The organism is Hydrogenimonas sp. (assembly GCF_029932565.1).
Lineage (GTDB): Bacteria > Campylobacterota > Campylobacteria > Campylobacterales > Hydrogenimonadaceae > Hydrogenimonas.
In genome coordinates this window covers 1-12,727 of sequence record NZ_JAOZPV010000006.1, presented here as the reverse complement: position 1 = coordinate 12,727, position 12,727 = coordinate 1, and the positions used below count along the sequence as shown (strand labels likewise).

15 protein-coding genes are annotated in these 12,727 nt (G+C 51.2%); 2 read left to right on the top strand and 13 right to left on the bottom strand.

Annotated features, from left to right (window positions below; all coding sequences use genetic code 11):
* Position 1: 1 nt before the first annotated feature.
* The 13 genes from Q1K24_RS01735 to Q1K24_RS01675 all read right to left on the bottom strand — a co-directional run bounded on the left by Q1K24_RS01735 (position 2) and on the right by Q1K24_RS01675 (position 10,608).
* Positions 2–904, bottom strand: coding sequence for an NAD(P)H-dependent glycerol-3-phosphate dehydrogenase (locus Q1K24_RS01735; RefSeq protein ID WP_300365031.1), 903 nt, complete (start codon positions 902–904; stop codon positions 2–4).
* 46 nt (positions 905–950) lie between these two features.
* A complete protein-coding gene (locus tag Q1K24_RS01730) occupies positions 951–1,661 on the bottom strand; it encodes an NAD-binding protein (protein WP_300365028.1) in 711 nt (236 codons plus the stop codon).
* Positions 1,633–3,228 carry a potassium channel protein gene (locus tag Q1K24_RS01725; protein WP_300365025.1) on the bottom strand — a complete coding sequence of 532 codons (1,596 nt, stop codon included), beginning with the start codon at positions 3,226–3,228 and terminating at the stop codon, positions 1,633–1,635. The genes Q1K24_RS01730 and Q1K24_RS01725 overlap by 29 nt, the downstream gene beginning before the upstream one ends.
* Entirely contained in the window at positions 3,225–4,661 is a 1,437-nt protein-coding gene (gatB, locus tag Q1K24_RS01720; RefSeq protein WP_300365022.1) for an Asp-tRNA(Asn)/Glu-tRNA(Gln) amidotransferase subunit GatB, read from the bottom strand. Before gatB ends, Q1K24_RS01725 begins: the two co-directional genes overlap by 4 nt.
* Positions 4,648–5,238, bottom strand: coding sequence for a thiamine phosphate synthase (locus Q1K24_RS01715; RefSeq protein WP_300365019.1), 591 nt, complete (start codon positions 5,236–5,238; stop codon positions 4,648–4,650). Before Q1K24_RS01715 ends, gatB begins: the two co-directional genes overlap by 14 nt.
* On the bottom strand, positions 5,213–5,503 hold the full coding sequence (locus tag Q1K24_RS01710) for a hypothetical protein (protein WP_300365016.1): 291 nt from the start codon (positions 5,501–5,503) through the stop codon (positions 5,213–5,215). Before Q1K24_RS01710 ends, Q1K24_RS01715 begins: the two co-directional genes overlap by 26 nt.
* A gap of 12 nt (positions 5,504–5,515) precedes the next feature.
* The gene (locus tag Q1K24_RS01705) at positions 5,516–6,196 is read right to left on the bottom strand and encodes a F0F1 ATP synthase subunit A (RefSeq protein ID WP_300365013.1); all 681 of its coding nucleotides are present in this window, start codon (positions 6,194–6,196) and stop codon (positions 5,516–5,518) included.
* Positions 6,197–6,265: 69 nt separating this feature from the next.
* Complete coding sequence (locus Q1K24_RS01700) at positions 6,266–7,000, bottom strand: TIGR02757 family protein (protein WP_300365010.1); 735 nt, start codon at positions 6,998–7,000, stop codon at positions 6,266–6,268.
* On the bottom strand, positions 6,993–8,252 hold the full coding sequence (locus Q1K24_RS01695; RefSeq protein WP_300365007.1) for an RNA polymerase factor sigma-54: 1,260 nt from the start codon (positions 8,250–8,252) through the stop codon (positions 6,993–6,995). The genes Q1K24_RS01700 and Q1K24_RS01695 overlap by 8 nt, the downstream gene beginning before the upstream one ends.
* Entirely contained in the window at positions 8,249–8,971 is a 723-nt protein-coding gene (gene lptB, locus Q1K24_RS01690) for an LPS export ABC transporter ATP-binding protein (RefSeq protein ID WP_300365004.1), read from the bottom strand. The genes Q1K24_RS01695 and lptB overlap by 4 nt, the downstream gene beginning before the upstream one ends.
* Positions 8,964–9,383 (bottom strand): tRNA (adenosine(37)-N6)-threonylcarbamoyltransferase complex ATPase subunit type 1 TsaE, encoded by a 420-nt coding sequence (gene tsaE / locus Q1K24_RS01685; protein ID WP_300365001.1) that lies wholly within the window; start codon positions 9,381–9,383, stop codon positions 8,964–8,966. Before tsaE ends, lptB begins: the two co-directional genes overlap by 8 nt.
* A complete protein-coding gene (gene trpD / locus Q1K24_RS01680; protein WP_300364998.1) occupies positions 9,380–10,363 on the bottom strand; it encodes an anthranilate phosphoribosyltransferase in 984 nt (327 codons plus the stop codon). Before trpD ends, tsaE begins: the two co-directional genes overlap by 4 nt.
* Positions 10,360–10,608 carry an RNA-binding S4 domain-containing protein gene (locus Q1K24_RS01675; RefSeq protein ID WP_300364996.1) on the bottom strand — a complete coding sequence of 83 codons (249 nt, stop codon included), beginning with the start codon at positions 10,606–10,608 and terminating at the stop codon, positions 10,360–10,362. Before Q1K24_RS01675 ends, trpD begins: the two co-directional genes overlap by 4 nt.
* Positions 10,609–10,742: 134 nt before the next feature.
* Here Q1K24_RS01675 and Q1K24_RS01670 point away from each other — a divergent pair, with 134 nt between their 5' ends.
* Together Q1K24_RS01670 and Q1K24_RS01665 are read left to right on the top strand one after the other, a co-directional pair.
* Positions 10,743–11,879 carry an ABC transporter permease gene (locus tag Q1K24_RS01670; RefSeq protein ID WP_300364993.1) on the top strand — a complete coding sequence of 379 codons (1,137 nt, stop codon included), beginning with the start codon at positions 10,743–10,745 and terminating at the stop codon, positions 11,877–11,879.
* Entirely contained in the window at positions 11,876–12,661 is a 786-nt protein-coding gene (locus Q1K24_RS01665) for an ATP-binding cassette domain-containing protein (RefSeq protein ID WP_300364990.1), read from the top strand. Before Q1K24_RS01670 ends, Q1K24_RS01665 begins: the two co-directional genes overlap by 4 nt.
* Positions 12,662–12,727 lie beyond the last annotated feature (66 nt).

Sequence of the window (12,727 nt, the reverse complement as noted above, 5' to 3'; positions counted from 1 at the left end):
ATCAGCTCCTTCTGTGTGATAGTAGATCTTTCAGACTCTCTTTGATGCTCTTTCCCTGCAAAATTTCATAGACTTCATTTGCTATCGGCAGATAGATGTCATTGTTGACGGATATCTTGTGCAACGCTCTTGCAGTCCCGACACCTTCGGCCACTTCACCCAGTTCTTCGAGGATTGCATCGAGGGTTTTCCCTTCCGCCAAACCGAGGCCAACACGATAATTCCGCGACAACCGGCTGTTGGCGGTCAAAAAGAGATCACCGGCACCGCTCAATGAAAGAAACGTCTCCTCCTTGGCACCGTAATAGGTACCGAAACGCGCCATTTCGACAAGTCCTCTCGACACGATCGCCGCCTTCGCGTTTTCACCAAGCTGCAACCCTTCACAGATACCGGCCGCGATTGCAATGACGTTTTTATAGGCACCTCCCACTTCAGCTCCAACAATATCCGTACTGGTATAGGTCTTGATGAAATCGGGGAAAAAACCGCTCCACTCTTCAGCCAGAATCCGGTTATGACTGTTGATTACAAGAGCGGTCGGAAGCGACTGCATCACCTCTTTGGCAAACGACGGGCCGGTCAGATAACAGAGCTGCGACGGAGAGAGATACTCTTCGAAAATTTCGTTCATGAACGCACCCGTTTTGGCATCGATCCCCTTGGAAGCGACAAGCAGAGACTGCGACTCACCAAAATCGCTGTGTTCGTCCAGCCAGCTCCGTATCGCCTGGGCCGAAATGGCGATAACGATGAAATCACGTTTCAACGCATCATCGAGTGAGACGAAATTCGGAATGTCGCGTGGCCGCCGCGACGTAATGACGACATCGCACTGCTGTCTCAACGCATGCGCGAGCGCCTGCCCCCATTTGCCCGCTCCGACTACCGCTATTTTTTTCATATCAATACCGCCATTCTGGTTTTTCCCTTTCGATACATTCCGGAGATCATGATGGCCCCGTCAGTTTTTTGTAAAAGTTTTCGAGTGCATGACTTTCACCCAGAAGAACCAGAATATCCCCTGCATCGAATTTGTGATCGATTCCACGGGATACGAAGATGAAATCGTCACCCATCTCTCTGTCCGTAATACCGACCAGAATCAGATCAAACGCTTTGAAATCGATATCGTGCACATATTTGCCTTCGAGAAAGGAGTGGAAAGGAATTTCGATCTCTTCGAGGCTGATGCCATTGTCGACGAAAATGACCTCGTCGAGTACGCGGGTGACAGCCGGCCGCGTGATAATGTCGACGATGCGATTGGCACTCGCTTCGTAGATATCGATCACTTTGTCGGCCCCGATGAACTTGAGTTTTCTCGTATTCTCCGCAGATGTCGAAATCGAGATGATCGTGGCATTTTTCGTCATACTTTTGAGCGAAAGCACAAGGAAGATATTCATTGCCATCTCGTCCATCGCACAAAAGAGTATCTTTCCCTCGAGTCCCAGGTCGATCAGCTCCTGGTCTTGTTTGAAATCGGCCGTGAACGATTTGACGATACCGTGATCTTTCGCATCCTGAATCAATTCGTCGGCCTGCTCGACAACCGTGATCTTCGAAAAATAGGGTGACAACATCTCATAGACACGATGGCCCAGTTTTCCATATCCGAAAAGGATGATCTCACGACGCTCTTTTTTTGTATCGAACACTCTGTTCCATCCTTCCCTTGAAATCGGCGATACTGACATTGTAGCCCATGACGACCAGAATATCATGGGCATGCAGTTCCGTATCTTCCGGTGGATTGAAGATGACGTAATGGCTCATCTTTTCGTTGGGGCTCAGCGGTTTCAGTACCGCCAGAAGAACCAGTCTCGATGCCCCAAAATCGAAATCCCCGACTTTCGCTCCGTCCAGGAACGATCCCCGTTTCACCTCCACCTCGTCGATACGAGCCGATTTTTTCCTCGTCAGAATCGCCTGCAGCGCATCAAACGCCACCGGTTGTCCAATGTAGACCGCTCCCAGCATGCCGGCGATCTCTTCGGGCATGATCAGATGGTTCGCACCGGCCAGTTTCAGCTTCGTCGCGACACTCTTTTCGCTGCATCGCGCGATGATCTCGACGGTGCTGCAGAGGCTTCGGGCGTTGATCGTGATGAATACGTTGATAATGTCGTTGTGGGTCACGGCGATGACCGATTTGACACTCTCACAGAATTTCAGTTTCAGCAGCGTATCGCTTTTCGTCGCATCCGCATGCAATACACGATGCCCGTCGAGTTCCGCTTTCTGGACCTTCGATGCGTCATTTTCGATCACGAGAACCCGTTCGCCCTGTTTGCGCAGCTTGTTCGAGACAATCTGGCCGATCTTTCCGTATCCGCACACGAGATTCAGATCTTTCGTCTTGGCGACCTGGTTCAGAACGCGGGTCTGCTTGATCTCGGGAAGTTTCTCCCCGAACGCCGAGACGATGATCGATGTCAGGAACGTGATGGCGCCGAGTCCCGTGATGATCACAAGTATCGAAATGAAGCGCCCTTCGGTCGTGACCGGCGTGATATCACCGTACCCGACGGTCGTCACCGTCACGACCGCCCAGTAGATCGCGTCGAAAAGCGACTGGATGTTCTGGTTCTGTCCGGCTCCTTCGAAGACGTAGATCATCATCGAGGCGATCAGCGTGAAGAAGGAGAGCAGCAGGAAAAGGGCATAGAGTTCGATCTTTTTGTTGCGCAGAATCTCGAAAAACTGCAGGAGGCTTTTCGAGTAGCGCAGCATCTTGAAGGCACGGAAAAGTACAAAGACACGCAATACCCTGATTTCCCGATAACTCGGCAGAATCGCGATCAGGTCGATGATGGCGGGAATCGACGTCATGTACTCCCACTTCTGGGAGGCTATCTCGGAGATCACTTTCCTGAAAGAGAAGGGTTTTTCGAAAAATTCCGACTCTTCGTACTGGGCGATAATCACTTTGTGCATATCGCTGTGAACCCAGAGCCGCAACAGATACTCGACAATGAAAATGATCGTGACGACATAGAAATCGTACCACTCAAGCCAGTAGGCCACATGCTCGCGAACGTCGACAACCAGAATGATGACGCTCGAAAGAATGACGAACACCATAAAGATGTCGAAATATTTTTTGTATTTGTAATCGTCGTTGTTGAGCAGATTGTTGAAAAAGCGCTTCGTACGTTTGTAGTACGGTGCGCTCTCCAGGAAATAGGAAAAAGAGACGAGATATCTTACAATTAGCTGTTTCAACGGTTCAAACGCTCTTTCAGCAGTTGGTTGACCTTGGCGGGATTTGCCGAACCTTTGGAGGCTTTCATAACCTGGCCGACAAAGAAGCCGAAGAGCTTCTCTTTTCCACCACGATACTCGTCGACTTTCTCCTGATTGGCCGCGAGCACCTCGTCGATCATGGCATAGATGGCACTGTCGTCACTCACCTGCTTCAGTCCGAGTTTTTCGATCGCTTCATCCACATCCGAATCTTCATGCTCGAAAAGATAGTCGAGAACATCTTTTCCGGCTTTGCCGCTGATCGTGCCATCTTCGATCCGCTTGACGACACGCGCCAGCTGTTTGGCCGTAACAGGCGAGGTTTCAACCGTTACGCCCCCTTTCAATCTTCCCTGCAGTTCGATCGTCAACCACTTGACCGCCTCTTTCGGACTGGCACCCTCTTCGATCATTGTCTCGAAGTAGCGGGCCATTTCGACTTCCGACGTGATGACGACGGCATCGTACTCGCGAATGCCGAACTCTTTGATATATCGTGCCCGTTTTTCGTCCGGCATCTCGGGGATCCGTTTCGCCTCTTCGATCATCGCGTCGTCAAGAATGACCGGGAGAAGGTCGGGCTCCGGAAAGTAGCGGTAGTCGGCACTCTCTTCCTTGCCCCGCATCGAACGGGTTTCACCCTTGTTCGGATCGAAGAGTCGCGTCTCCTGCCACACCTCGTCGTCGTAGACGCCATCTTCCCACGCCTCGATCTGACGCTCCACTTCGTATCCGATCGCCTGATGGATAAACCGGAAACTGTTCATGTTCTTGATCTCGACCCGTGTATAGAGTTTTTCGTCCCCTTTCGGACGGATCGAAACGTTGACGTCGCATCGGAAGGACCCCTCCTGCATGTTCGCGTCACTGATACCCAGATAGCGCACGATCGCATGCAGTTTTTTGAGATAGCGCACCGCTTCGTCAGCACTGCGCATGTCGGGTTCACTGACGATTTCGAGAAGCGGCGTACCGGCACGGTTCAGGTCGACCAGCGAGTGGTCCCCCTCGTGGATGTTCTTCCCCGCATCCTCCTCCAGATGCGCCCGGGTAATGCCGATACGCTTCTGGCTCCCATCATCGAAATCGATCATCAAATGGCCATTCTCCACGATCGGAATCTCGAACTGGCTGATCTGATACCCTTTCGGCAGATCCGGGTAGAAGTAGTTTTTCCGATTGAATATCGACTTGCGATGCACGGTCGCCTCGATCGCGTTGCCGAACATCATCGCTTTTTTGACCGCCTCTTTGTTCAGAACAGGCAGTGCACCGGGAAGCCCCAGACAGACGGGGCATGTGTGGACATTCTGCCGATCGGCGAAACTGGTGGCACAGTTGCAGAAAATTTTCGTTTTTGTATTGAGCTGGACATGGATCTCCAGTCCGATAACGACTTCAAATGCACTCATTATCTATGTTTCCTTGCGAATAATTACAAAAATAGCGAATCGACGCGAAACCGTCGGTTCCCGCCTCTTCGACGGCCGCTATCTGCTTCTCCGTCACGATGCCGCCAAGTGCGAAGATTTTGATAGATATTTTATCTTTAATTTCTTTTAACTTCTCTAAACCTTGCGGTGGGCCCTTTCCGGGTGTCGGAAATATCGGGCTGAAGGTGATCGCATCGGCACCGAGCGCTTCACTCCGTTTGGCCTCCTCGAATGTGTGGGTGCTGACGACTGTCCAGAGCCCTAGCCTTTTGGCGGTTTCGATCCAATCCATTCTGTCGGAAGGAAGGTGGATGCCGTCCGCCTGCAATTCGGCCGCCAGATTGACATCGGTATGAAGCAGAAACTGCGTGTTGGGAAAGCGGGGTTTGAGCGACAGAAACTCCTTCGCCAGCGCTTCATAATTGTCGCTGCGTTTGTCCCGGAGAGAGATGAGATCGATGCATTTGGCAGAGAGTACCTGATCGACAGAATCTTTTAAAACGGAGGGGTTCGAAGAGTAATAGAGCGGATCAGTAATGGCGTAGCGAAGAATCATCGGTCCTCTCCAGTGAGGCCTTGATCTTTTTGAGCAGATATGTCTGATGTTTCAGTTCACGGTATTTGTCAAATTGCAGGGCAGCCACTTCCAATAGGACGACAAACAGCAGGCCGAACAGCGAACCGACCAAACCCGCCATGAATGCGATGACGACTCCGAACGGAAGGAAGGACCAGAAAAGAAAAACGGCGCCCAGAAGAACAATCGCCCAGGCAGCGCCCAGAAGAAAACTGACAACGGTTTCGGCGATTGTTCGTTTCAAACGGTTCCCTGATTACAGAGTTTCCTCTTCGAGCATGACGGCTCCCGCAAGATAGACATAGGTCAGAATCATGAAAATGAATGTCTGCAGCAGTGCGGAAAATGCGAGTAGCAGGAAGGCCGGCAGCGGTACGATCCACGGTGCGAGCATCAGAAGGACCCAGAGGAAAAGGTCGTCGCCTTTGATGTTACCGAAGAGTCGGAAAGAGAGCGAGATGATACGCGACAGGTGCGAAACGATTTCGATCGGAAACATCAGCGGTGCGAGCAGTTTGACCGGTCCCATAAAGTGGGCGAAATAGTGCACAACACCATTTTTTCGAATACCTTCGAAGTTGTAATAGACAAATACGATTAATGCGAGCGGAAGGGTCATGTTGATGTTGCTGGTCGGCGATTCGAACCCGGGAATGATACCGATAACGTTTGCGATAAACACGATGATACCGATCGTTGCGACCAGCGGAAGATATTTATTCGCATTGGTTTCACCGATGACGTCGCGTCCCATCGCGATCGTGCCCTGCAAAAAGGCCTCCATCACGTTTTGTGTGCCGGTCGGGACAAGTTTCAGAGATTTGGTTGCCATCTTCGCCAGTACGAGGGCCAGCAGTGCCGTCAACAGAACGTGGGCGGTAAAGATGAACCCGTGAGAGTGGTTGATTGCTCCAAAAAAGGTAAATACACCTTCCATTCGGCTTCCTTTGTCATAAATTTGTGCGATTTTAACATAACATCCATTAATCAGGGTTTAATGATGGGCTTATGTAACTCTCTTTTCCTGCCCCATCCGGTAGAGCGCGAAATCGTATTTGACAGGGTCGTGCGGACAGATTGTTTTCAAGCATTCCGTCAGCTCTACTGCTGCTTTCCAGTCGTACGTTTTACGTTTCAGACACCCTATCTTCCGGCTTACATGGAAGGTATGCGTATCGAGCGGAATAATCAGATCGGCCGGATTGACACCTCTCCAGCGTCCAAGATCGAGCGCATCGTCACGGACCATCCACCGCAAAAACATCATCCATCTTTTGTACGGGGAAACGGGTTTGCCATCTTTCGGTACACGGCCGATGAGAAAACGGTACCCCCTGCTCTCATAAGGATTGGTGTGTTCGAACAGATCGATCAACGCGAAAACCCCCTCGATGACGGAAGACTCTTTTGTATATCCTTCCATGAACACCTCCTGCATCGTACCGCGCCCGAGGCGCCGAAGCGTCAGAAAGATCTGTACGATATCGTCGGTCGACTGAAAACGGTAATAAGCCTCCATACGGGTCCGGATGGTCATTTCATCCGCATCGAGCAGAGAAAAGTCCAGCGAATCGAGAAACTGTACTATTTTGTGCGCATTGCCGTAACCGAAGAGTGCACAGAGAAGTATCGCACGGTCGTCGTCCTGTTTCGCAGCGACCAGAAGCGGATCGGGCCGCTCCATAGAAAGTTCGCTGCGATCGTTACGCTTCGCCGCCTCCGCTTCCAGCCGCTCACGCAAGCTGGTAAAATCGTTTGCGTTCACTCGATCCGCCGATCTGCATCTGCTTGCGATATTTGGTAACGGTACGCCGTACCATCTTGACACCGAATTTTTCTTCGATCATTTCGAGCAGTTTCTGGTCGCTGAGCGGTTTGTTCCGGTCCTCCTGCGCGATGACATCCGCGATGAATTTTTTGATGGACGCATTGCTGACATCTTCATCCAGGCCCGACGTAAAAAACGCTTTCATCGGAAATATTCCACGATCACACATCAGGTATTTGTTGGCAATGGCACGCGAAATCGTCGAAGGATTGTGCTCGAACTCTTCGGCAATATCTTTCAGTTTCATCGGCCGGATATCACCACCCTGAAAAAATTCATACTGAAACTCGACAATCATCAGCCCGATTTTGTAGAGGGTCGCCTTCCGCATCTGCAGCGCATCAATCAGATCCCGTGCCTCCTTGATTTTTTTCCGAACAAACCGATGGTCCAGATCGGCCTCCCCGATCATGATATCGGGATAAAAATTGTCGTTGATTTTGACTTCGATACTGTTTTGCGTCTGAAAAATAACCAGATCGGGAATGGCCGGCGGAGACTCTTCGAGTGTGTCGATTGCCGGAGGATTTTTGAAGCGGCGGATCACCCCGATCGCATCGGCATAACGGGGATTTTTCTTGAATCGTCTCAAATCTTCGAAGTTTTCGAGCATCTCGGCGACGAGAGAGTAAAGCGGCTCTTCCACGTCGCTCTGGCGTAACTGGAAAAGCATCGCTTCGGCTGCATCGACTGCACCAACCCCCGGAGGATTCAGATAGGCAAAACGCTGACGGACTTTCTCGATCTGTTCGGCAGAGACACCGAAACGTTCGCCGAGTCTCTCCAGGCTGCCTTCAAAATATCCCTCATGGGATATCTCTTCGATAATGGCATACGCGATCGTTTCGCTCTGCGGAGTCGGGAAAAGGGGCGCATTGATCTGCTCATGAAGAAGTTCATAGAGCGACTGGTTGTGAATCGTCAGTGCCTCGATCGCTTCGGCACTGCTCGAACGGTCACTTTTATACAGGACCTTTTTGGTGAATGTCGTGGAGAACTGCTCTTCAAATCCGGAACGCACCTCCATATAGGGGTTCTCTTTTTCATACTCTCTGAGCTGTTCTTCCAACTCGTCGAGACCGGACTGGAGTATCGGCAGCCAACTGCGCAGAGTACTTGAAAGTTTGGTTTTTAGACCCGTACTCTGCGTCTGGCGCAATCTCATAGTGTAAAATGCTCTCCCAGATAGTGTTTGATGACATCCGGATGACTCGCGATCTCTTCGGATGACCCTTCCGCCATCAGGGTGCCTTCGTGCATGACATAGGCACGATGACAGATACCGAGCGTTTCCCGGACATTGTGATCGGTAATGAGCACTCCGATATCGAGTTCCAGCAACTGGCGTATGACATTCTGTATATCGATAACCGCAATCGGATCGACACCGGCAAACGGTTCATCGAGGAGGAGAAATTTCGGTTTGGTCACCAGTGCCCTGGCAATCTCGGTACGACGTCTTTCACCACCGCTGAGTCGGATTCCCTTCCGGTTCCGGATCGGTTCGATGTTGAAAAGCTCGAGAAGGTTCTCAATGCGTTTTTCGGCACTCGTTTTATCCAGTTTCGCCGCTTCCGCCGCGATCAGAAGATTCTCCTCGACGGTCAGCTCTTTGAAAATACTCGATTCCTGCGGGAGGTAGCCGACACCGAGCTGTGCGCGGGTATGGAGCGGTTTTTTCGTCACATCGTCGTCATCGATATAGACATGTCCTTCGCTCACCGGTATCAGCCCGCAAATCATATAGAACGTCGTGGTTTTGCCGGCGCCATTCGGTCCGAGCAGGCCAACGACCTCTTTTGTCTTCAAATCGAGTGTGACACCTTTGACAATCGTATGTTTCTTGATGATTTTCGTAAGATTTTCCGCTTTTAAACTATGCATCTGTTGTAATCCTGTAACGGCGGCCGTTTTCTATGGGTGTTATCTCGATCACGGCGGTTGTAAAACCATGCGCTTTCAAAAAATCTTCCAGTGCTTCATCTCCCCACTCGATCAAATGCCATCCCGGCTCTTCGAGACTCTCCAGCAGTCCCATCGACAAAAATTTCTCATTCGGGCACTGATAGAGATCGTAGTGGTAGAGACCATTCTCATAGATCTGCTGAATCGAAAAAGTAGGAGAGGTCACATCTCTTTCGCACCCTTTCGCCTTCGCCAGCGCTTTGACGAGCGTCGTTTTGCCTGCCGCGAGATCCCCCCGCAGAAAGATGACTGCACTCTCCGGAAGCATCTGCCGGATCCTGTCCGCTACCTTGTCGAGCTCATCGAGTGATGCGTCGATTACTTCGGTCATAACGTGTTGGATACCCGAATAATTTTTTCAAGTACGGATTTGGCTCTTCCGGAATCGATGGTTTCGCGGGCGATTTCGAGCCCCTCTTCCAAATCGTGCGCCTTTCCGTCGACGACGAGCGCACCGGCCGCGTTGATCAACACGATGTCCCGTTTGGGTCCATGCAACGATCCTGCAAGAATATCTCGCGTGATCTTCGCATTCTCATCGGCATCGCCTCCTGCGATGGCTTCCAGCGGTGCATGGTCGATGCCGTAACTGACAGGATCGATCACTTCCAGTTCCAGGTGCCCCTCTTCCAGAAACGCGGCATCCGTCGGTGCACCCAGAGAGATTTCGTCCAGGCCGTCACGGCTGCTGACGACCATCGCCCGTCTGGAACCGAGCCGTTTGAGCGCTTTGGCGATTTTCGGTACGAACGAAGGATCGAATACCCCGACAAACTGCTTTTCGACGCCGGCGGGATTGCTGAGAGGCCCGAGAATATTGAAAATAGTGCGGTGGGCAATCGACTTTCGAATCGGCATGACGAACTTCATCGCCGGATGGTGGTAGATGGCGAAAATAAAGGTAAACCCGCACTCTTCAAGCATCCTCACCTGTTTTTCCGGTGGAAGATCGAGCTTGATTCCGAGGGCTTCGAGCATGTCGGCACTGCCCGACCTGCTCGTGATCGAACGGTTGCCATGTTTGGCCACATAACATCCCGCCCCGGCAAGAAGCAGTGAAACAGTCGACGAAATATTGAAACTGCCGCTCTTGTCGCCTCCCGTTCCGCAGTTGTCGATCAGTTTGACCCGCAGCTCCTCGGGCACCGGGAGCTTGACCGAATGCGCCCGCATCACTTCGGCCGCCGCCGCGATCTCGTCGGTCGTCTCTCCGCGCTCAGCCATCTCGATCAAAAATTTCCGGGCCTCCTCTTCATCCATCAATCCGAGAAAAAGACGTTCGAATGCCGTTTTCGCTTCACTGTATGTCATGCCAACTCCTGCACATACTCTTCTTTCGCGCTTTTTGGAATCGTTTTGGTCGTTGGAATCTTGAGCACTTTGTACCGTTTCGCACCCTTGAGATAACGTATCTCGATTGTATCACCTATTTTTACATCTTTGCTCGGTTTTGCCTGAACATCGTTGATGAACACGACGCCGCTTTTGACCATATCCTGGGCAATGGTTCGACGTTTGACAAGATTGACGCTGCTCAAATATTTATCGATTCTCAATAACCGCTCCGAAATAGTTTGATCTATTTTATCCATTCGTTGATTAAAATCAGGTTTATCGGATGCATCTCCACCCGACATGGCCGGACAGAGAGCTAATACCCATTTAAAGGGAGCTTGGATAAAATCGAACCATGGACAGCGGAACATTTGTGCATATCGATGTCGATCGGGAACATGCAACGCTCAAAATAAAAGGAAAATGGCGGGTTGAACGACTCGATCATATCGAAGCCGAATTCCAGCGCATCGTTCCGAAACTGAAAGAGAAAAAGAGCATTCTCTTCGATACTTCCGGAATCGAAGAGATCGATACGGGTGCCATGGTCTTCTTCATTTCGATTCGGGAACGACTCAAGAAAACCTCCCGCGTTCATGTCATCCGCTCTACACCGGAATTTTGCCATATGTTCCGGCTCGTCAAACGCTACAACCGTCCGGTGCCAGCCGCCAAAGAGCCATCTTTCGCTCTGCTCACAAATTTTTTATATAGTATTGGGGAGAAGACGTTCTCTATGCTGGAGGATTTCATTCTCTTCCTCAATTTTCTGGGAGCGGCAACCATCGCATTTTTCTATAGTGTGATACATCCCTCGAACATCCGATTCAAAGAGACATCTTCAAACATTTTCAAAGCGGGTACGACCGCCATACCTATCGTTGCGCTCAGCTCCTTTCTCGTGGGCATCGTCATCGCCTACCAGAGTGCCGTCCAGCTTGAAAAATATGGTGCCAACATCTTCATCGTCGACATGATCGGCATATCGATACCCAGAGAATTGGCGCCGCTCATTACCGCCATCATCGTCGCAGGTCGCAGCGGCTCCTCCTATACAGCACAGATTGGTGTGATGAAAATTACCGAAGAGATCGACGCGATGAAAACGATGGGATTCGAAATTTACCGTTTCGTTGTCCTGCCCCGCATATTCGCCATGATCGTCGCACTTCCCCTGCTTATATTTTTCGCCGACATGATCGGAATCTACGCGGGGATGATCATCGCGAAGGCTCAACTCGGGATCAACACGACACAATTTCTCGACCGCCTTCAGAACGCCGTTGAAGTCAAACACTATCTTGTCGGAATTTTCAAAGGTCCCTTTTTCGCATTCATCATCGCCGCCATCGGCTGCTTCCGCGGGTTTCAGGTCTCAGGCAATACCGAGAGTATCGGTAGGTACACGACGATGAGCGTCGTCAATGCGATCTTTCTCGTTGTTGCTATCGATGCACTCTTTTCGGTTATCTTCACGGAGCTCGGCATATGAGTGACAAGGTGGTCATTTCGATGCGCGGTATCGAAACCCGTTTCGGTGAGAAAGTGGTACACGAAAATGTCGATCTCACCGTTTATGAAGGGGAGATCTTCGGTCTGCTCGGAGGGAGCGGTTCGGGCAAAACGACGCTGATGCGGGAGATGATCATGCTCCTAAAACCCGCTGCCGGAAAGGTGAACGTACTGGGCTATGATCTCGACAACATTTCGCGTGAAGATGCGCACATCCTTAGAACGAAATGGGGTGTGCTTTTTCAATTCGGTGCCCTTTTCACATCGCTGACCGTCGCCGACAACATCGCAGTATGGCTCAGAGAATACACCACCATTTCCGAAACGATGATCCGGCAGATCGTCCATACCAAACTCGAAATGGTCGGTCTTGCACCGAGTGTCGGGAATCTCTACCCGGCAGAATTGAGCGGTGGCATGATCAAACGGGCAGGGCTTGCACGTGCTCTCGTCATGGACCCGAAACTCCTCTTTCTCGACGAACCCACATCGGGTCTCGATCCGGTCAGTGCCGAAGCGTTCGACAACCTCATCACCGAACTGCGACACCTGCTGGGACTCACGATCGTCATGGTCACCCACGACATCGATACGATTTTCAATGTCGTCGACCGCATGGCCGTTTTGGGAGACAGGCACATCGTCGCAGAAGGGTCGCTGAAAGAGATTTTGAAGAACGACCATCCTTTCATTCGCCAGTTTTTCGGAGGAAACCGCGCCAAAGTGCGTATCAAAGCCATGGAAATGGAGTCCTCTTCATGAACGCGGTTCATCTGCGCGTGAGCCCGCTGCTGAAGCGAACGCAGAGGGAGAAGCGTCAAGCCGATG

Bases quoted from the DNA above. Each gene is read 5' to 3' on its own strand.
- Q1K24_RS01735 (WP_300365031.1), bottom strand. From the start codon at position 904: ATGAAAAAAATAGCGGTAGTCGGAGCGGGCAAATGGGGGCAGGCGCTC.
- gatB (WP_300365022.1), bottom strand. From the start codon at position 4,661: ATGAGTGCATTTGAAGTCGTTATCGGACTGGAGATCCATGTCCAGCTC.
- Q1K24_RS01715 (WP_300365019.1), bottom strand. From the start codon at position 5,238: ATGATTCTTCGCTACGCCATTACTGATCCGCTCTATTACTCTTCGAAC.
- Q1K24_RS01705 (WP_300365013.1), bottom strand. From the start codon at position 6,196: ATGGAAGGTGTATTTACCTTTTTTGGAGCAATCAACCACTCTCACGGG.
- Q1K24_RS01695 (WP_300365007.1), bottom strand. From the start codon at position 8,252: ATGAGATTGCGCCAGACGCAGAGTACGGGTCTAAAAACCAAACTTTCA.
- lptB (WP_300365004.1), bottom strand. From the start codon at position 8,971: ATGCATAGTTTAAAAGCGGAAAATCTTACGAAAATCATCAAGAAACAT.
- tsaE (WP_300365001.1), bottom strand. From the start codon at position 9,383: ATGACCGAAGTAATCGACGCATCACTCGATGAGCTCGACAAGGTAGCG.
- trpD (WP_300364998.1), bottom strand. From the start codon at position 10,363: ATGACATACAGTGAAGCGAAAACGGCATTCGAACGTCTTTTTCTCGGA.
- Q1K24_RS01670 (WP_300364993.1), top strand. From the start codon at position 10,743: ATGGACAGCGGAACATTTGTGCATATCGATGTCGATCGGGAACATGCA.
- Q1K24_RS01665 (WP_300364990.1), top strand. From the start codon at position 11,876: ATGAGTGACAAGGTGGTCATTTCGATGCGCGGTATCGAAACCCGTTTC.